This window comes from Nostoc sp., from assembly GCF_036917975.1.
Taxonomy (GTDB): domain Bacteria; phylum Cyanobacteriota; class Cyanobacteriia; order Cyanobacteriales; family Nostocaceae; genus Nostoc.
This window is the reverse complement of sequence record NZ_JBALEJ010000049.1, coordinates 64,562-84,270: the sequence shown is the minus strand read 5'-3', so window position 1 is coordinate 84,270 and position 19,709 is coordinate 64,562. Positions and strand designations below refer to the sequence as shown.

The window sequence follows — 19,709 nt, the reverse complement described above, 5'->3', positions numbered from 1 at the left end:
TTATTGTTAGTTAATTGCTGATAATCATTACTCTTTTGGGTGAGTTATCGTTGTTGCTCTCCACCGCAAGTAGTAACATGATTCTTAAAAACAGTCACACAAGATATATTTTTAGATTATTTATTGTTCCGTTCTATACCTGAAATCTTTGCTTTCCGAAACAAAAACATATCTTCAGTGCTGTTTAGGGTTTGTGTGAAGTGAAAACTGGTTACAGTATATTTACTTGAGCAGGATTAGTTTTTGACACTAAGAAGTCAGATTATTCCCCTATTATCTAATAACTTATAACTTTTTTTCAAAATATGCAAGATGAATGCTCGAAAAACTTAATATGTCAATACTTCTCAAGGGTTAAATATTGCATAACACTAAGAGTACTCCAAGTAAAAAAATGCCCACTTGTCATTGCGTTCGCGTAGCGTCTCGTAGAGAGCGAAGCGGAATGAAGCAATCCCAGCCGCAAGCGAATTGCTTCATTCCGCTTCGCTGCATTCGCAATGACATTGTGTAATTAATTCTGTCTGACTACTGATTCATATTTTGACTAGCATCGATAAACTGCTAACTTTATGTTATCTGCTGCTGGAATTCTTTATAAGCCTGATTAATTGCTTGCATTGAGGCTTTTGCGATCGCAGAACTATTAACATCAGGATGATACAATCTTGCTAATCGGCGGTATGCAATTTTAACAACATTGGGGCGATCGCTCTGATTTACGCCCAAGACTTCCCACCATTCCCCAGATAATCCAGAGTCGAGAGTAAATTGACTCCAAATCTTGATGCTTCCGCCATTACCGCCACTTACCAGCGTTTTACCATCAGGGCTGAAAGCAACGGGATTAAACCCGGAAAGATTTTGTAGTAATTCCCCAGTGTGGAGGTTCCAAAGTTTGATTGTACCGTCTCTGCTGGCACTGGCGAGGGTTTTTGCATCGGGGCTGATGGCAACAGACAAAACCGCCGTTGAGTGTCCAGTCAAAGTAGAAAGTAATTCTCCAGTTTGGAGATTCCACAGTTTAATTGTAGCGTCTGTACTACCACTAATAAGAGTTTGACTGTTAAAACTGATTGCAACTGTATTCACTGCACCCAAATGTTCAGTGAGAATATAGCGTTGTTCCCAAGTTTTGACATCCCAAAGCCTAATAGTTTTATCGGCACTACCACTTGCAAGGATTTTACCATCGGGACTGATGGTGACAGACAAAATTGCCTCTGAGTGTCCATTCAAGGTGCGTTTCACTGTTCCCGTGGAGCGTCCCCAAATTCTAATTGTCTTATCGGCAGCACCACTAGCAAGAATTGTTCCATCAGGACTGTAGGCTACTGAGTTAACAAAACCATTATGACTATAACTAGAGTTTAAATAAAAGAATGTGCGGAGAAATTTTTTTGTGTCTATCTGCCAACTGCTGATTTTGCAATCGACACTACCACTTGCAATCTGCTGTCCATCACGGCTGATAGCAACTGATAAAACTGCTTCTGCTTGTCCAGAGAATGTATAAAGCCATTTTCCGGTTTTCAAGTTCCACAAATTAACTTGTCTGTCATCACTGCCACTGATTAAGGTAGTACCATCAGGACTGATTGCGATCGCATTAACTGCCCCTAAGTGTCCCTTAAGTGTGCGTACACATCTCCAAGTTTCAGGTAGCTGGGTTGTCGGAGATATTTTTTCTGGTTGAATATTGGGAGTAGAAGCTTTAGGTGTAGAAAATTCTGATTTTTTATTGAATTTAGCCTTAAGCGCTTGTAACTCATCCTCGATTTCCAAAACAGCAAATTTTTGGTTGAGATCGTCACCAGATAAAAATGCTTCTAATTCCATCACTGCTTCGGAATAGTAGCCCATCTGCAAAACTTTCTCTTCCATCCGCTCAAAAAGCTGTGCTGGAGTTTCGCTAATTCCAGATTCGTCTAACAGTTTGGCAATACCATAGGCGGCGAGTCCGACTACTGCACCAATTCCTGCCATTGGTACTGCACCAACCCCAAATGCCAGCCCTACTTTCGGCGCGACTAAACCCATACCACCGACGACGCTATAAACACCAGCACCACCGACTGCACCAATTCCCATTGTAGCGATCGCAGCAGCATCTCCTTCTACTATGGCTTTAAAAGCGCCATAAGCAGCAGCACCAGCCACAGCGCCAGCACTGACTACAGGAGTTGCACCAATGCCAACAGCGCCAAATCCACCTGCTAGTCCCATCCCGCCTATAGTTGTGGAAATACCAACGCCTGCTATGGTTCCGCCTGCAATGAATGCTGCACCTGTTTTAGAGTTTTGTGTCATTGCCTAATGTTTTCTTGAAATTTTCTAGGGCAATCAGGTTTTTTCCAAGTAGAATTACTGTTGCTTCGTGCTGCTGAAGTTGAGTTTGAAGAATAAGCACAATTTTACTATGAACTATTTTACTGAGTATGGCTTCAAGGGCTAGATTATCATCATGATTTTTAAGAGCTATATAAGCTTTATCCTTCCAATATTTAGCTTCTTCTTGAGCTTTTTCATAAATCTCTTGAATGCATTCTTGATTCAAGATAGCACTTTCTATCGCTTCTTTTGTTTCACCAATAGCTTCTAATAAAATTACTTTACTATCTTTTTTATCTATAGCAATATTTTGAGGTTTACGTGGCAGCAACATTTCTTTCTTAAGTCGCTGTAATTCCTCATCAACATCTTCAGAATTGATGAATACGTGTGAAACCTCTTGTGCATAAGGTTCTATCTCTAAAAATTTATTTTTTAGAGATTCAAAATCGCTAATAGTATCATTTATTTGAGGCTTGCTGCATAATACTTCTTTCTCTGCTTCTGAAACCTTTTGCTCCCAAGATTTCAAACTACTTTTAATTGCGTCTACTTGTGGTTGTTGTTCCCCTACAAGTTTTTTTAGTCTACTAGCAATTGCTTGGTATCGTTCCTTTTGGAATTTTGCTTGACTAATTAAATCCTGATTACTTCCTTTCAAAGCAAGTTGATATTCTTGTTCCCATTTATCAGCTTCAGCTTGAGCTTTCGCATAGTCTCGTTCAGCAATTTCCTGGGCTGCTCTAGAGTAGCTTGCTCCTTCGCGTAACTTTCGTAGCGCATCCTGTGATGATTGATTTTGGTCGTAAAGTCCCATAAACTTATCTGAGTAACCTTATTACCCAGAGCGTAGACTAATTTATACTTTTGTGTCTTCGTAAAAATTACTTAAGCCTTGACTTTTGCTTTTAACTATAATCCTTTGCTATGCAGCCAATTGATAAACAGGTCAGCGATCGCTAAGTTACCGTGTTCAAGCATTGGCAGATGACCGTGACCAGGGAGGCCAACTTCAGGAAGCCAAATGAAATCACCCCGAAAGTATTTTGCAGTTTTTGCATCTGTCTCACGAGGATGGCGCGGGTCTTGGTCGCCCGTAATCACACAGATGGGAATACCAGATAGTATCTGAGGGTCGCTAATATAAAGCCCTAGTCCTTCAACATTTCTGAGTTCATTGCTCATCCGCGCACTCTCAGCAATCAAACTGCAAAAGTAATTCTCAAATGCCTCTTGCGGAAAAGTATCTGAGTTGGTGAAGTACTTTTTAGCATCTTCACGCGACTGGATACGTGGACGATCTTCGGGAAAAGCTAAAGAAGAGTTTTTTGTGATAACTGGTAATAGATTGGCTGGTGAACTTGGTGCAATGCCGATAATAGCTTTAACAAGTTGGGGATGAGTTTGTGCCGTCTGCCAACCAACGATACCAGACATACTGTGGGTAAGAATCACAGCCGGGCCAATCTGTTGGAGTAGCGCGACTGTAGCATTGATTACCCGTTGATATGACATCACAGGGAAGTTTGGCACAAAGCCTGACCGACCATGCCCTGGCCAGTCAACAATATAGGTTGGGTAGCTAAGTTCTGCCAGATATGCTGCCCAACCTTGACGATTATCGGGTGTTTTGACAAAGCAAGTACCTGTATGAAAAGCACCATGTAAAAGCACAATCGGAACTGAATTTTTGTCTTGACTTGGGCGGTAATATTGAACGTACATTTGGTACGGAATAGCACCAACAAAGAATTCTGTTTCAGTGTATGAATTCATTTTGAGAAAAGACTTAAAGCTTTACCGCAATGTTCGTTGTTCACTCGCTACAAAAAACTATTAACTGAAATTTTGAACAGTTGCTCTGGTGCAATTATATCATAGTCATGGGAACACAATCTGCTGAAATCAGCTTCTAATCTACCTTTCAAGCACCTCTGTTCTGGATGGATTTGAGTGCGATGCCTACGGTGGGCTGCGCCTACGCGTTTAAGGTTATTTGTGGAGACTGAGGAGAAACGAACCACAGAGGCGCAGAGAACACTGAGGAAGAGAGAAGAAGAACAAACTAGAAAGGAAGAAGAGAAGTGCGATACGCTTACTTATTTAGATAAAATTCAAACTGTGATCACAAATCTTCAGGTGTTAAACCTGTCACTTTAGCAATTCTTGCTAACATCCGAGGTCCAATCTCTTGACCATCGTGAAAGGCAAACACAAAATCAGCCCAATCAGGGCGTGTCAGAATTTTATGCGAACCTGATTGGCGTTTAATCTCCCAACCAATACGCAGCAAAGCAGCTAGGACACGCTTTGTCTTTGTGCTAGACCACTCACTCATGCTGCGGCAAATGAAACGCTGACTAGCTTTGGAGTTACTTCCCCATGTTCCAGCTTATCTGCTAAGACACGCAGAGCTAATGCTTGAACTCTAGCAACTGCTTCTTCTCGTGTCTGCCCATAAGCCAGTACACCAGGAAAATCTATCACTTCTGCTATAAAGCGTCCATCCTCTTCTTGTTCAATCTCTATCGTGAAGTTCATAGCGTCTTTTCTATTGATTGTTCATGCCCAGAAAACATACCAAACCGCATTATCTGCTTTTGGATTTGAGATTTCTCAGGTTCTAAAAAAGTTACAATAACACGGCTTTCTGATACATCAGATGGTAATTCTGAAAGTTGTATATTACCGTTCTTGTACACTCCTTCAATCGATTGCAACATTAGTATTTCTCAAATTTGTACTTATGTAAATTATAAAGTTAATACTAAAAAGATGCCGATTTGCTTAAAAACATCAAATTTTTAGTTCGGCTGCACTGACGCTAGCTGCTACCGTGCCTTACTTCCCCATGTTCGGGCTTATCTGCCAAAGCACGCAAAGCTTCAAACCAACCAGCAGTAGTCGTGCTAAATAACTCTGTAGCGATCGCACACCATACAATACACACTATATACACTATGTCAAGCAAACCTGTGCTTTTATTAATCAGCAAATAGGCGAACTTGAACTAAAACCCATACGCAATCGCGAAATCTTCCACAACTCTGATGAAATCTACCGAAAAGATGGAATAACATTTGTGTGTGCTTCAACAAATTGTGTACAAGAGTTGAAAATGACGATATGGCAACATCTGATATCCTCAAAGAACCATTGCTTTTGCGCTTGAATCGCTTGTTTGGTGGACTGCGTGGCGATTTGACGGGAGGATTAACAGCAGCAGTGGTAGCATTGCCTTTGGCTTTAGCCTTTGCGGTAGCCAGTGGTGTGGAACCAAAAGCGGGACTTTACACCGCGATTGTGGCGGGAATTGTCGCCGCAATTTTTGGTGGTTCCTCAGTACAGATTACAGGGCCAACAGGTGCAATGGCTGTGGTTTTGGTGGGAATTGTCGCCAAGTACGGCCTTGAGAAAGTTTGGATTGCTGGGGTGATGGCTGGAATTATCCAGATTGCCTTGGGGGTTGCCAAACTCGGACAGTTAGTAAAGTTTATTCCTTATCCGGTGACGGCAGGTTTTACTAATGGTATTGCCGTCATTATTTTTTGTGGTCAGTTAAATAATTTCTTTGGTTTAAAATTACCACGTAGCGAACATTTTTTGCCCGGACTTTGGCAAAGTCTAACTCATGTAGAAGCCTTAAACTGGGCGGCTGTTGCCTTAGCAGTTGTGGTGATTGCCACCAATCTTTTGTGGCCAAGGATCAATACGACAATACCAGGTTCTTTAGTGGGACTGGTGTTAGCAACTGCGATCGCTTCTGCTTTCCATCTAAATGTACCAACAATTGGCACGATTCCTCAATCTTTACCGATGCCTCAAGGCATTCCCCACTGGAATGATTTTAGTGTGATTCGAGAACTAATTAATCCGGCTTTGGCTTTAGCGGCGCTGGGAAGTATTGAATCGTTGCTATCGGCAGTAGTGGCTGATGGGATGACAGTCAGCGAAAAACATAATAGCGATCGCGAATTAATTGGTCAAGGTTTGGCTAATATGATTGTGCCATTTTTTGGTGGCATCCCCGCCACAGGTGCGATCGCTCGAACTGCTGTGAATGTCCGTTCTGGCGGCAAAACCCGACTATCTGGGGTAATTCACGGACTTGCTTTAGCCATCATCGTTTTAACTTTAGCACCCTTAGCAGCGCAGATTCCTTTAGCTGCACTCGCTGGCATTCTGATGGTGGTTAGCCTGCGGATGATTGAATGGGAAGCCATTGGTTTATTGATGCGTGCTACCTACTCAGACTTTGCGGTGATGATTCTCACCTGGCTAGTGACAATCTTGTTTGACTTAGTTCTCGCTGTCGAAGTGGGATTGATTGCAGCCGGAGCCTTGTTCATTAAACGGATGAGCGATTTAAGCTTAGTTAAAATACCTGAAACCGAAGTATTTCCCCCTGGTACTCCTCTGGAATTAGGTAAAGAAATTGCCGTTTATCGGGTAGATGGCCCGGTATTTTTTGGTGCTGCTGAACGGTTTGCTACCTTCCTCCGCGATGAACCGGAAGTAAAGTATTTAATTCTGCGGTTGCGATTTGTACCAAATATGGACACAACTGGGTTAGTAGCCTTAGAAGATATTTATCATGACTTAGAACGGCACAATTGCCGCTTAATTCTCACAGGTTTACAACCCGAAGTCCAACAACTACTAGAACGTACAGGATTGTTAAAGACAATTGGGTTATCAAATTGTTTTGAAACAACCACAGAGGCAATTTGCTCTATCTCTCCTCAGATTGCATGTTCTCCACCTATAGCAGATGATTTGAAAACAAAAGAATTGATGGAATTAATTGACTAACAATATTTTGCCATTAAGAGGATGTTTGAAAAGCCCCAAAGTATCCTATAAAGCTCTCTGGCAAGAGGCTTTGATGTTCCCAAAAATATCTTTTTAAATATCCTCTCTCTGTGTTCTCTGTGTCTCTGTGGTAGCCGCAATAAGCCCCTTTGTGTCTACGTTTCATGCAACATAATAGACATCTCCGAAAAAGAATTGTTTTGACGTAGCACTGCTACGTCTCTACAAGGGTTATGGGTAACGCATATTTAATTTCTGGAGATGTCTAATGACGAATGGTACTCAAGCGATGGGCGATCGCTACACGAGTTACCCCCAACTGTTCTAAACTTTGAGTTACAATCTCTTGCGTGCGATTATCCAACGCAGATGTTGCCTCATCAAACAACAAAATCTGCGGGTAACGCAAGATCAACTCTTGGAGCGTCGTTAAACCGGTTGCTTGACTGGCTTTTAGTAGCAGTACTAGTTCATCTATAGTCATTACTCATTAGCTCAAATTCAGCATGAAATTTTTTCACACCATGATGCTTGTGTCTTGTATAAATAGCAGCTAGCTATTACCAAAAAAGCTACAAACAAGCCTTGACAATTTTTTTACAAATTTTTCTGAGCTTTTAGGTAATTATATGTGATTTGAACTACTTTTTTTAGACATATCTTAGAATGTAGATGCACACAATAAAGCGATCTTTTCCTCAAAAATCACCAATTGCGATCGCAACAGAGGTTACACTCATCTGTTTACTTTTTTTAATTCCATCCAAATTTATGATCTGGGCTGATATATGTCTGACCAAAATTACAGCCCAATCAATCATAACTGGATCGTCAGGGTGCTAAGACAGTGTGGAGAGAGAGCTACAAGATATCTTCCTCATCGTACCAGCAGCTATGCATATCGAAGAACCCAATACCTATGAACCGGAAACTCCATTTTCAGTACCAGATACCCAGAATTTCCCAGAAGCAAAAGACTTATCTCAAGAAAATTTAGATCCTTGTGAATCTTCAGAAGCCGCCTTAAAAATGGCATTAATCGCCAGTGGCTTGGGGTTATGGGATTGGAATCTAGTAACTGATAAAACTTATTACGATCCCCAATGGAAAAGCATTCTGGGATATCAAGTAGACGAAATCGACAACGATTATCAATCCTTTGAGCAACTTGTACATCCGCAAGATTTACCGAGAATTCGCCAAGTATTGCACGATTATCTCCAAGGATACACACCTGTGTTTGAAGTCGAATTGCGAATGTTGACTAAATCCGGGGAATGGAAGTGGATTTTGACTTGTGGGAAAGTATTTCAGTGGGATGAATTCGGTAAACCCGTGCGGATGGCGGGGACGCACAAGGATATTACTCAGGATAAGGCGATGTCTACGACGGGCTGCGCCTACGCTACTCAACAATACCAATTCTTTGAACAACTCCAAAGAGAAATTGTCCAACGCCAGTCTATCGAAGACCAAGTTAGGGAAAAATCACAGCAGCTAGAAACTACCCTCGAAGAACTCAAATATACCCAAAGGCAGTTATTGCAGAACCAGAAAATGGCTAATCTCGGTCAACTGGTGGCGGATATGGCTAACGAAATTAACAACCCCGTTAGCTTCATCTACGGCAATCTCCATCCCGCTAGCCAATACGCTGAAGACTTAATCAAAATCATAGAACTTTATCAACATCACTATCCCACACCTACCCCAGTCATCGCCTTACATTTGCAACGCCTCGACCTTGGTTTTGTGAAGACAGACTTTTTAAAATTGCTGTGGTCAATGCGAGCCGGGTCGGAACGCGTCAAAGAAATTGTTTTCGCCTTGCAGAACTTTTCAACCTCTGACGAAGGTCAAATGAAGAAAGTTGACCTCCATCAAGGATTTGATAGTGTTCTCAGAATTTTGCAGCATCGTCTGAAAGAAAAGCCTGATAGAGCCGGGATTCAAGTAATTAAAACCTTTGGTGAATTACCTTTAATCGAGTGTTATCCAGGTGAACTAAATCAGGTATTCATGAACATCTTAACAAATGCCATTGATGCCTTAGAAGAGAGGATGAAGCATGATAATTCCTTTACTCCCAAAATTTTAATTCATACAGAAATTGTTAGCAGCCATTTATCATTGGTCAATAGTAATGAACATTGGGTAAACAACAACCAACAGGATAAAAAACACAAAGCTATAATTCGCATTTTTGACAATGGCAAAGGCATACTGCCCCATATCCAAAGACATATATTTGAACCATTTTTTACGACTAAGCCAGTAGGCAAAGGTCAAGGACTGGGGTTATCAATTAGTCGGCAAATTATAGTTGAAAAACATCAAGGTAAACTTAAGTGTAATTCTCAATTAGGTCAAGGCACAGAGTTAGTAATTGAAATTAATACAACAGCAAGACACTATGCCGTAATGAGAAAACACGCCAGTTTTTAGGTAATTAACTTGACATGGTTTTGCTTGATTGATCTGGGTTCGAGCCTGAGCATTTCTAGTTTGATAAATCCTTTTTGTTTTTATTTGTTCAGTAGTTACAATGTGAAAATTTTATCTATTTGCTATAGTTCCCAAATTACGACTGTTGTGAACACTTAAATATGAAATATACTACTCAGGTTTTATTTTTGAAAAAGTTCCGTACACTTGAAGCTCAGGTGTAGGCAATGCCCACCCTATGCAATACGCTTTAAGAAGAATATATAGCGGTTCTTCAAGGTTTGTAGTGAGGACTTTAGTCCTCTTATGAGGGCTGAAGCCCCCACTACGAACTAATCTCAATATTCTTTACATTACTTAATCTACTCTGATTTATTCTCACCGACTTACTTAGCCCTATCTAAACTGACAGTTAAAACAGCAGATGGTAGACCATCAATGTCAGAATACTGAATTATAGGATGAGAAAATAAAGGTGAGTAATGCCCACTCCCAAACTTGCTGGGCTATATACCGAATGGCACTAAGAAAAGCCCAAAAGCATGTGTAGCCTCGTTCCCAGCCTGGAGGCTGGGAATGTATTCCGAGAGGCAGAGCCTCTCGTCAAGCTACTGGAGGCGGAGCCTCCCAGAATGGGTTCCCAGCCTGGAGGCTGGGAACCAGTCAGGGCAAGGGCTGTATCTTAACTTAGTGCCATTCGGCTATATACCCAAGACAGATAAACAACGAATTTTATCAGTCAAAATCTATGACTTCCATCGTTCCTTCCCCAACTCGAAAGCCACCCACCCAAGCAATAGGAGCTAAAATTTTCCACTCCTGTAATATCATTAGTCTGTTTATCATGCTCACCAGTGGACTACAAATTTACAACACCAACCCTGTTTTTGGTGGACGTGCAGGTTTGCACATTCCTCCGATATTTACATTAGGAGGTTGGCTGGCAGGAGGTAGACACTGGCATTTTGCAGCAATGTGGCTATTTTCGTTAAATCTGTTGTGGTATGGAATTTACGTTTTAATTACCCGACGCTGGCGACATCGCTTTGTAGGTGCTAATGACTTCAAAGCATTACAAAAAACTCAAAATTCCCAGCGTTTAATTTATGCTTGGCATCGGATTGCTTATACAGCAATTATTCCTATCTTGCTGCTGGCATTATTTACAGGAATAGGAATGTATAAACCTGCTCAATTTCCCTGGATTGTGGATCTGTTTGGCAGTTGGCAAGCATTGCGAATCGTTCACTTTGCCTCAGTGCCAATGGTTATCTTATTTGCAGTGATTCACTATCAATTAGGGCAGAAAGCTGGAGGAACTCAACTAACAGAATCAATGTTTTAGTAAACCAACTATGCTAATGGAGATAGAGAGATTCAGGAAGCGGAGACAAATGACAAATGACAAATGACCAATGACTCTTTAAAAAAATATGAACTTTTTTGATAAATTGAATCGTAATATCTTACAAAATCAAAGCTTACTGTTTGTCGGACTCGATCCAAATCCAGAGATGATGCCTACGCGTTATGAATCTGAAGAACTCATCACTGGTTTGGAGAAGTGGTTACAATTCATTATTGCGGAAACTGCTGATTTTGTTTGTGCCTATAAACCAACACTTGGCTTTTATGAAGCCTTAGGTATTCCTGGTTTAGAACTGCTGTACAAAACTTTAGCAGCCATTCCAGCCCACATCCCTGTTATTTTAGATGCAAAACACAGTGACTTAAATACTAGTACAATTTTTGCCCGAACTGTGTTTACAGAATGGCAAGTGGATGCAATCACTCTCAGTCCCTATACAGGACAAGATCATGTCGCACCTTTTTTGGTCTATCCTGGTAAAGCGGTGTTTATTTTATGCTGTACTTCAAATCTAGGTGCAGAAGCTTTACAGCAATATCCTACAAAGGAATCACCCCTTTATTTACAGGTGGTAAAAGAATCAAAAACCTGGGGGACTCAAGAACAATTGGGTTTGGAAGTAGGAACTACAAATCCTGAAGTTTTAGCACTTATTCGAGCAGTTGCGCCAGAACGAATTATTATGGCGCGTAGCATTTGGGCGGAGGGTCAAAACCTAAAGAAAATTTTAGAAGTTGGCTTGAATGCTAATGGTGATGGTTTGCTGATTCCTGTTCCTCAAGATATGTTGGGGAATACACAATTATCTGAAGAAGTACAGTCTTTACGCGCAGAAATTAATCAAATCAAAGCTGAAATTATTTATGAAAATTCCACGTGTTCTGTGTGGTTTCCTGATGTTTGTTTGCTCAATCAGCACCCCCAACAAGATTTAATTTTACAACTTTATGATATTGACTGTATTATGTTTGGCAGCTTTGTTCAAGCGTCAGGAGCGATATTTCCTTATTACATCGACTTACGCAAAATTATTTCCAATCCCCAAGTTTTTAATCAAGTTCTCACAGCTTATGAGGAGATTTTGAAAAATCTTAGTTTTGATAGGTTAGCAGGTATTCCCTACGGTTCTTTACCGACTGCGACTGGTTTAGCTTTGCGTCTTCATTGTCCAATGATTTTCCCGCGTAAAGAGGTGAAAGCACATGGGACTCGGAGAGTAATTGAGGGTAACTTTCATCCTGGCGAAACGGTTGTAGTGGTTGACGATATTCTCATCAGTGGCAAAAGCGTCATGGAAGGGGCAGGAAAGTTAGAATCAGCAGGATTAAAGGTTGATGATATTGTAGTATTTATCGACCATGAACAGGGGGTGAAAGATAGATTACAGCAAAATGGTTATCGCAGTCATGCGGTTTTAACTATTTCTGAAATTACTAATACTTTATATCAAGCAGGGCGAATAAATGAGGAGCAATTTTTAGCTTTTGCTGAAAGTTAGTAATTGGAATAATGGGGAGTAGGGAGTAGGGAATGGGGAATGGGGAATGGGGAATGGGTAAAGATTTTCTTGTCTACTTCCTGTTGAGCATATTTAATTACTCGGTTCAATCTGGTAACTAGAATAATTTGGATTTTTAAATTAATTATGAATGTTTCACTGAATCAACTACTGAGATGGTTAATTTTTACGCTGCTATTTCCTCTAGTGTTTCTCAATGGTTGGCTAGCATTTTTGCTGGTTAAAAACTTTCAGCCTGTTGTCACAATTCTTGTCTTGGCTACTTTGCTTGCATTCATTTTAAACTATCCTGTTTCAATTCTCCAACATGGCGGAGTTAAACGCGGCTATGCAGTAGCGTTAGTTTTTATATTGGCATTAGTAATTGTTGTTGCTTTGGGTGTAACTTTAGGGCCAATTGTTTTAGAGCAATTTAATGAAATGGTTAAAGTTTTTCCCCAATGGATTGATTCTAGCGAAGAAAAACTTCAGATTGTAAATGATTGGTTTTTGAGACATAAAATAAATGTAAATCTCAGTCAGTTATTAACACAAATAACTAACAAATTGCCCAATGAATTAGAGTTTGTTTCCGATAAACTCTTAAGCATTATTATAGATACTATTGATAGTATTTCTGAATCATTAATCACAGTAGTCCTGACCTTTTACCTGTTGTTAGATGGGCCAAGAATTTGGCAGGGAATATTTAAGAAGTTGCCAGGAAATTTTGCTCAGAAGGTAAGCCAGTCTATTCAGCAAAACTTCCAAAATTACTTGATTGGTCAGGTAACTTTGGCTTTGCTGATGGGTGTTTCAGTAACATTATTGTTTTTAGCTTTTCAAGTCCAGTTTGGTTTACTCTTTGGTTTGGCGGTTGGGGTTTTGAGTTTAATTCCTTTTGGTGATGTCGTCAGTTTAATTGTAATTACTTTCATAATCGCTACACACGACTTTTGGCTAGCAGTAAAAGTTTTGGCGGTAGCTGTTGTCATTGACCAGTTAATCGATCAGGCGATCGCACCACGTTTATTAGGTAAATTTACTGGACTTAGACCAATATGGGTATTAATTGCTTTGCTTGTCGGTACCAATGTTGGCGGAGTCTTGGGTTTACTAGTCGCTGTACCTGTATCTGCTTTTATCAAAGATGTGGCAGATGGTTTTTCTACATCTGGTAATTCTGGTAAAGTGGGTGACGATGAAGCAATATCAGAATTGTTGCCAGACGAATCAACATTGTAATGAGTTGTGGATAAAAATCAAGATGCCATCTCTACTGCTAACGGTAAGTTGTAAGGAATTGCATAAAAAAAACCCTAGCATTTATACTAGGGCTGAGAAATAATACTATTTCACTTAATGTTTGTCTGAGATGACCCTGTTTGTACCTCTGCTCTACGCAAGAGGCTAGATTGTTTCTCAAAAGTTACAGCAAAAAGCGATCGCGTATAAAATTAGCCAGCACTTGCTAACAGTAACTCCCGTTTTTCTGATTTTTTAACTCTCACCTGAGAGTCGTCATCAACATCGATAAGGGCTGTGTCTCCATCTGTAATTTCACCAGACAGCATTGCTTCAGCCAGAGAATCTTCTAGGAGGCGCATAATTGCCCGGCGTAATGGTCTAGCACCATAGCTGGGGTTATAACCTTCTTGTACCACAAGCTCTTTGAAGCGATCGCTAACTTCTAGGATAATTCCTCTTTCCGTCAAGCGACTAGCAACATCGCGAAGCATAATTTCGGCGATTTGCTTAACTTCATTTTTGGACAGCTGGGTGAAGACGATAATCTCATCAAGACGGTTGAGGAACTCAGGACGGAAGTAAGCTTTCAATTCCTCATTTACCAAGGTGCGAATGCGGTTATAACTAGCGTCGGCTTGAGTGTCGAAGTCAAAGCCTAAGCCGCTACCACCTTTTTCAATCACCTTGGAACCGATGTTAGAAGTCAAAATGATCAGCGTGTTCTTGAAGTCTACTTTCCGACCTTTGGCATCGGTAAGATGACCGTCATCCAAGAGTTGCAGCAGCATATTGAATACATCGGGGTGCGCTTTTTCGATTTCGTCGAATAGCAGCACTGAGTATGGTTTCCGCCGCACGGCTTCTGTAAGTTGTCCGCCTTCGTCGTATCCGACATAACCAGGAGGCGAACCAATCAGCTTGGCGACGGTATGACTTTCCATGTATTCGGACATATCTAGCCGAATCATCGAATCTTCTGCACCGAAGAAGTAGGCAGCCAATGCCTTCGCCAATTCTGTTTTACCTACTCCAGTGGGCCCAGAGAAGATAAAGCTAGCAATGGGACGATTGGGATTTTTCAAGCCGACGCGGGCGCGACGGATACCGCGAGATACAGCCGTGACTGCTTGCTCTTGTCCGATGAGTCGCTGATGTAGAGTGTCTTCTAGGTGTAGAAGCAACTCTGACTCAGATTCAGTCAGTTTGTTAACTGGTACGCCAGTCCAAGAGGCAACGATTTGGGCGATATCTTCTTCGTCAACTACAGTCGAATTGACAGATTGATCGTTTTGTGTAAAGGTTGCTTGCAGTTGTTCTGCGAGTTTCAACTCTTGGTCACGTAGGGTTACAGCTTTGTCAAAATCTTGGACTCTGACTGCTGCTTCTTTTTCTTTGGTAACGCCAGCGAGTTCACGCTTCAGTTCTTTATTGGGAGAACTTTGGGAGTTCCGCAGACGAACGCGAGAACCAGCTTCATCAATCAAGTCTATTGCCTTATCGGGCAAGAAGCGATCGCTAATATAGCGGTCTGATAATTCTGCTGCTGCAACTAGTGCCGCATCCAAAATTGTGACTTTGTGGTGTTGCTCATAAGCACCGCGCAAGCCGTAGAGAATTTGTACGGTTTCCTCTACCGAGGGTTCCCCCACCTTAATCGGTTGGAAACGACGCTCTAGGGCGGCATCGCGCTCGATATGCTTCCGATACTCATCCAAAGTAGTTGCGCCGATACACTGGAGTTCACCTCTTGCTAAGGCAGGTTTGAGGATGTTGGCTGCATCCAAGCCACCTTCTGTACCACCAGCGCCAACCAAGGTGTGAATTTCATCAATTACCAGGATGATATTGCCCACAGTGCGAACTTCTTCCACAACTTTTTTGATGCGTTCTTCAAAATCGCCACGGAAGCGAGTTCCAGCTACCAATGACCCCATATCGAGGCTGATAACTTGCTTGCCTTGTAAGGTTTCGGGAACATCCTGATTGATAATACGTTGAGCTAGACCTTCTGCGATCGCAGTTTTACCAACTCCTGGTTCTCCAATCAACACTGGGTTATTCTTAGTGCGGCGACCGAGAATTTGGATCGCCCGCTCAATTTCCTTTTGGCGACCAACTACGGGGTCTAGTCTGCCTTCTTGGGCTAATTTGGTCAAATTTCTGCCGTACTCTTCCATCGTTAGCGGTTGGGTGCGCTTTTGACTACCACTACTACCAGCAAAAGCTGGTGCATTTTCACCCAAACGCCGAACGATGGCACTACGGACAGTCTTGAAGTCAACCCCTAGATTTTGCAGTACTTTGGCGGCGACACCTTCACCAGCCTCAGTTAATCCTAAGAGTAAGTGTTCAGTGTTAATGTAATTCTGTCCTAAACTATGAGCTTCTTTAAACGATTGCTCGAAGAGGCTTTTCACCTTAGGAGTAAAAGGAATTTCTGGTGGTACAAAGCCAGAACCCCTACCAATAATTTTTTCTACCTCGCGACGTGCATCTTTGAGGGTAACGCCTAATTCGGCCAGCACTTTAGCAGCAACCCCAGTTCCTTCTCCCATTAAACCCAGGAGAATTTGCTCAGTTCCTACGAAGTTATGTCCCAGGCGACGTGCTTCCTCCTGAGCTAACATAATTACTCTAATGGCTTCGGAAGTGAAGTGTTCAAACATAATGGGTTATTGCTCCCTCGCTGCTTGGACTTTGGGTGAGATAAAATTCACCCTCATCTAAAGTTTTTTGTATTTTCTTAAGGACTAATGTAACTTTATTTAAACTTGAGTGGCAGTGGTGAGAGCCGTAAGACATCAGGTGTACTTGCCGTCTAATGTGAGTTAGGAGTTAGCAGTAATGAGTTAGGAGTGATGATTAAGTAAGGAGTTATCAATTTTACAATTAGCTTTTAAGTGCAGAAGATTATTTTATTTTGTCTTTTCTGCTCTCTGCTCTCGGCTAAACTTAAAAACCAAGACTCGGTACTCTTAACTTTTAACTCCTAACTCCTAAGTTATCACTCAGGACTAAACAATGGCTGAAGCAACGACTGGTAAAGATCAACAACATCCACTTTATAACCGCGATCGCCCCCTTATTGATATATTACTCGCTCAAGAGGCAACAGACTATAACTTAGCAGAATTGGCTAGACTGCGAATGCGTTATCAAGGGTTTCCAGGGGCGAGAGACATCCAAAAAGACTTAGATAAAGTCTTGCAGCAGTGGGGTTTGACCGAAGCCGAGCTTTTTGAGAAAACTCGTCAAATCCACGATTTGGGAGGAATTTACAAAAGTCGCGGTAAGAAAGATGAGCAGGATTGGAATTAGTTATGGGGAATTGGGCATTGGGCATGGGGCATGGGGCATGTACTTAGTTTCTGTAATCGTTTAAATATCAATTGCTGCGGCTGAAAAATCCCGCAGCTATAACAATTAAACCTAAAAGTGCTAAAGGAACCCATAGATTAGGGATATCCGACAAACTCATAAAGAACTTCCAAATAAGTAAAGTGTATAAGGCGGAAGCTGTAACGCATCGTCATAGAGAATTGCTACTTTATATTTTAACCGAGTAGCGTGGGTTTAAATCCCCCGGTTCAATAACCGGCAAGTTTTGGGTCGGGGTCTAAATCCCCGGACGCTCGCAGACTCGCTACCGCAACGCTTTCACAAAACTTAATTACGAATTACGAATTACGAATTACGAATTACGAATTATTTAAGTAAGTCTTTTTTTAACTTCCTCTGCCAAATTTTCTAATAGCACTTCTACTTGCTCCCCTGTTTTCAAGTCTTTGAGCGATGACTTTTGTGCTGCGGCTTCTTCAGAACCAATAATTACACAAAATTGAATTCCTTGCTTGTCTGCTAACTGAAATTGTTTACCCAAGGGACGCTTATCAAAGTTAGTGATCGTATTAATTCCCGCCTGACGCAGACGTTGAGAAACTTTTAAATAAGTAGGCATTAAATCTTCCTGCATATTCACTACCATCACTTGGGCTGGTGTCGCAGCTAAGGTATTTAGAATACCAGCTTTTAACAAACGACTAATTAAGCGAGTTAAGCCAATAGAAATGCCAACACCAGGCATTTTTTCGCCCAAAAATACCCCGACTAGTTCTTCATATCTACCACCAGAACAAATACTGCCTAAAGCTTCATGTCCTAATAAGGTTGTTTCGTAAACTGTGCCAGTATAGTAATCAAGACCACGGGCAATGGATAAATCAATACAGAAACGATTTTCGGCAACTCCGAGATTACGCACTCCTGCAATTACCGTTTCTAATTCGGTGATTCCTAAGCTCAATTGCTCTGTTTCTGGCAGATTTTGGGCGAGATGTTTTAGTTTATCTAAGACTTCATCAACGGAACCGTTTATTTTGATAAACTCAATGATTTTTTGCGCCTGTTCTTCTAAAATTCCTTCTTTCTCTAAATCTTGTTTTACTTTACTTTCACCAATTTTTTCTAGCGTGTCAACAATACCAATACACGATTTAATTTGATTTTCGGCAATTCCCACTGATTTAAAAAAACCAGTAAGAACTTTTCGGTTATTGATGCGAATCAGAAAATCACCAATATTAATTGCTTCAAATATCTCGGTGATAATTGCAGGCATCTGAGCATCATAGAGTAAACTTAGTTCACGACGAGCAACTACATCAATATCGCACTGACGGAACTGACGAAAGCGCCCATCTTTTGCTCGTTCTCCCCGAAAAACTACATCTGTTTGATAACGAGCAAAGGGAAAGGTTAGCTCATTCAGGTGACGGGCAATGTATGCTGCTAAAGGAACTGTTTGGTCAAACTTTAAAGCTCTGGATTCTGAACCAGTTTCGCTAGATTTATCTCTCTCGGCTTGTCGATTTGGTGGCAGTATGGGATCAATGCCATAGATGATATTGTCACCTTGATTACCTTTAGCTTGCAGGACTTCTAAACGTTCTACAGCAGGTGTTTCAATGGGTGTAAATCCATAACTTTCAAAAACTCTGCGGATGATATCTAACAAATGTAATTCTAGACGCTTTTCGCTAGGAAGAAATTCTGGAAATCCGCTAGGAGTAGAAAAGTTTATTTTGTCACCTTTGGCCATGCGTGTACCTTACTAAGTTGAGATTGGAGATGAAAGCCTAACGACTGAAAGTCGTGGCTACATAAACAAAGTCCGCCTGCGCGGACTGGAGAATAATGAGTGTTTATCTTTGAAGGGAGAAATTACTATCTTAGCCGTTCTTCTTGAATTAGGGTGCGTTGAAAGATTTGATTGTTCTTAAACCAATGCCAAGTGCGGGCACGATTGTTATTGTCAGGACTAATGTAGATCATTTCATATAAGCTCATTTCTGGGTTTGTCTTATAACTAAACCACAAAATGACAATCGAATCATCGGCTTCCCAAGCTTTTCCGTCTATGCGATCGGTGTCAAACCAAAGCTTATTATCTTTATAGATTCCTGGAAATTCATATTCTTCTCGTTTACCATCAGACCATTTGTAGCGATTAATCTGGTAGTAGGGATGAGGGCCATTTTCGGGAAATTGACAAGTTAAGTGAGATTCATACTTGTCGAGGATTTTTCCTGTTGTATCAACTACTGTATAAGTTCCTACCCAATCTCCTTCATGACGGGCAAGTACTGGCATTCCTTCTCGAATATTTGACATTGCAATTCACCTTTTATTGTTCTAACATCTGGAAAAATCGAGTAAAGTAATCGGGAAAAGTTTTCGCTGTACAACCAGGATCTTTTATTACAATGCCTGGAACCTTTAAGCCTGTGACAGCAAATGTCAGTCTTCACCGAAACAGTGCTGTTAGCAGTAGCGGGGCGTTTCGCCCGTGCTGAGTAAAAAAAGTAATAATCTAAGTCCGCGACGAGTAATGCCCGATTGGTAATACTTTTAGAATCAGGAATTTCTACCGTGGTATCTACTGGGCGATTCAGAACAGGGATTGCAATGGTATCCATTTTAAATCTCTGTGCAGGTAGTCAGCTACAA

General features: G+C 41.2%; 18 protein-coding genes. 6 read left to right on the top strand and 12 right to left on the bottom strand.

All coding sequences use genetic code 11. The features are described from left to right. Positions 1–570 precede the first annotated feature (570 nt). From V7K76_RS21490 to V7K76_RS21460, 7 genes are all read right to left on the bottom strand, one after another. On the bottom strand, positions 571–2,310 hold the full coding sequence (locus V7K76_RS21490) for a DnaJ domain-containing protein (protein WP_334779797.1): 1,740 nt from the start codon (positions 2,308–2,310) through the stop codon (positions 571–573). After that, positions 2,294–3,148 (bottom strand): hypothetical protein, encoded by an 855-nt coding sequence (locus V7K76_RS21485; protein ID WP_334779798.1) that lies wholly within the window; start codon positions 3,146–3,148, stop codon positions 2,294–2,296. The genes V7K76_RS21490 and V7K76_RS21485 overlap by 17 nt, the downstream gene beginning before the upstream one ends. Positions 3,149–3,243: 95 nt before the next feature. Further along, the gene (locus tag V7K76_RS21480) at positions 3,244–4,107 is read right to left on the bottom strand and encodes an alpha/beta fold hydrolase (RefSeq protein WP_334779799.1); all 864 of its coding nucleotides are present in this window, start codon (positions 4,105–4,107) and stop codon (positions 3,244–3,246) included. A gap of 349 nt (positions 4,108–4,456) precedes the next feature. After that, on the bottom strand, positions 4,457–4,669 hold the full coding sequence (locus V7K76_RS21475) for a type II toxin-antitoxin system HicA family toxin (protein ID WP_334779800.1): 213 nt from the start codon (positions 4,667–4,669) through the stop codon (positions 4,457–4,459). Continuing rightward, complete coding sequence (locus tag V7K76_RS21470) at positions 4,666–4,872, bottom strand: type II toxin-antitoxin system HicB family antitoxin (protein WP_334779801.1); 207 nt, start codon at positions 4,870–4,872, stop codon at positions 4,666–4,668. Before V7K76_RS21470 ends, V7K76_RS21475 begins: the two co-directional genes overlap by 4 nt. Beyond that, positions 4,869–5,054: a hypothetical protein gene (locus tag V7K76_RS21465; RefSeq protein ID WP_334951848.1), complete on the bottom strand. Its 186-nt coding sequence runs from the start codon at positions 5,052–5,054 to the stop codon at positions 4,869–4,871. Before V7K76_RS21465 ends, V7K76_RS21470 begins: the two co-directional genes overlap by 4 nt. 101 nt (positions 5,055–5,155) lie before the next feature. After that, positions 5,156–5,326: a hypothetical protein gene (locus tag V7K76_RS21460; protein ID WP_334779803.1), complete on the bottom strand. Its 171-nt coding sequence runs from the start codon at positions 5,324–5,326 to the stop codon at positions 5,156–5,158. A gap of 131 nt (positions 5,327–5,457) precedes the next feature. On the opposite strand from V7K76_RS21460, the gene V7K76_RS21455 reads away from it, so the two are divergent. Further along, positions 5,458–7,143: a SulP family inorganic anion transporter gene (locus V7K76_RS21455; protein ID WP_334779804.1), complete on the top strand. Its 1,686-nt coding sequence runs from the start codon at positions 5,458–5,460 to the stop codon at positions 7,141–7,143. A gap of 265 nt (positions 7,144–7,408) precedes the next feature. On the opposite strand, the gene V7K76_RS21450 is transcribed toward V7K76_RS21455, so the two are convergent. Further along, positions 7,409–7,627, bottom strand: coding sequence for a hypothetical protein (locus V7K76_RS21450; protein WP_334779971.1), 219 nt, complete (start codon positions 7,625–7,627; stop codon positions 7,409–7,411). Between the two features lie 214 nt (positions 7,628–7,841). Beyond that, entirely contained in the window at positions 7,842–7,964 is a 123-nt protein-coding gene (locus V7K76_RS21445; RefSeq protein ID WP_335030001.1) for a hypothetical protein, read from the bottom strand. Between the two features lie 28 nt (positions 7,965–7,992). Between V7K76_RS21445 and V7K76_RS21440 the strand changes: the two genes are divergently transcribed. The 4 genes from V7K76_RS21440 (at position 7,993) to V7K76_RS21425 (ending at position 13,700) form a co-directional block, all read left to right on the top strand. Then, the gene (locus V7K76_RS21440; RefSeq protein WP_334779805.1) at positions 7,993–9,588 is read left to right on the top strand and encodes a PAS domain-containing sensor histidine kinase; all 1,596 of its coding nucleotides are present in this window, start codon (positions 7,993–7,995) and stop codon (positions 9,586–9,588) included. 748 nt (positions 9,589–10,336) lie between these two features. Then, on the top strand, positions 10,337–10,933 hold the full coding sequence (locus tag V7K76_RS21435; RefSeq protein ID WP_334779807.1) for a cytochrome b/b6 domain-containing protein: 597 nt from the start codon (positions 10,337–10,339) through the stop codon (positions 10,931–10,933). Between the two features lie 88 nt (positions 10,934–11,021). Beyond that, positions 11,022–12,455, top strand: coding sequence for a bifunctional orotidine-5'-phosphate decarboxylase/orotate phosphoribosyltransferase (locus V7K76_RS21430; RefSeq protein ID WP_334779808.1), 1,434 nt, complete (start codon positions 11,022–11,024; stop codon positions 12,453–12,455). Positions 12,456–12,602: 147 nt separating this feature from the next. Next, positions 12,603–13,700 (top strand): AI-2E family transporter, encoded by a 1,098-nt coding sequence (locus V7K76_RS21425; RefSeq protein ID WP_334779809.1) that lies wholly within the window; start codon positions 12,603–12,605, stop codon positions 13,698–13,700. A 212-nt stretch (positions 13,701–13,912) separates the two neighbouring features. Here V7K76_RS21425 and V7K76_RS21420 read toward each other — a convergent pair whose 3' ends face one another. Beyond that, on the bottom strand, positions 13,913–16,369 hold the full coding sequence (locus V7K76_RS21420; RefSeq protein WP_334779810.1) for an ATP-dependent Clp protease ATP-binding subunit: 2,457 nt from the start codon (positions 16,367–16,369) through the stop codon (positions 13,913–13,915). A gap of 355 nt (positions 16,370–16,724) precedes the next feature. On the opposite strand from V7K76_RS21420, the gene V7K76_RS21415 reads away from it, so the two are divergent. Further along, positions 16,725–17,021, top strand: a complete 297-nt coding sequence (locus V7K76_RS21415; protein WP_334779811.1) for a DUF3288 family protein — start codon at positions 16,725–16,727, stop codon at positions 17,019–17,021. A gap of 391 nt (positions 17,022–17,412) precedes the next feature. Here V7K76_RS21415 and hisS read toward each other — a convergent pair whose 3' ends face one another. Together hisS and V7K76_RS21405 are read right to left on the bottom strand one after the other, a co-directional pair. Beyond that, the gene (gene hisS / locus V7K76_RS21410) at positions 17,413–18,801 is read right to left on the bottom strand and encodes a histidine--tRNA ligase (protein WP_334779812.1); all 1,389 of its coding nucleotides are present in this window, start codon (positions 18,799–18,801) and stop codon (positions 17,413–17,415) included. 125 nt (positions 18,802–18,926) lie between these two features. Next, a complete protein-coding gene (locus V7K76_RS21405; RefSeq protein ID WP_334779813.1) occupies positions 18,927–19,373 on the bottom strand; it encodes a DUF3598 family protein in 447 nt (148 codons plus the stop codon). Positions 19,374–19,709: the final 336 nt, after the last annotated feature.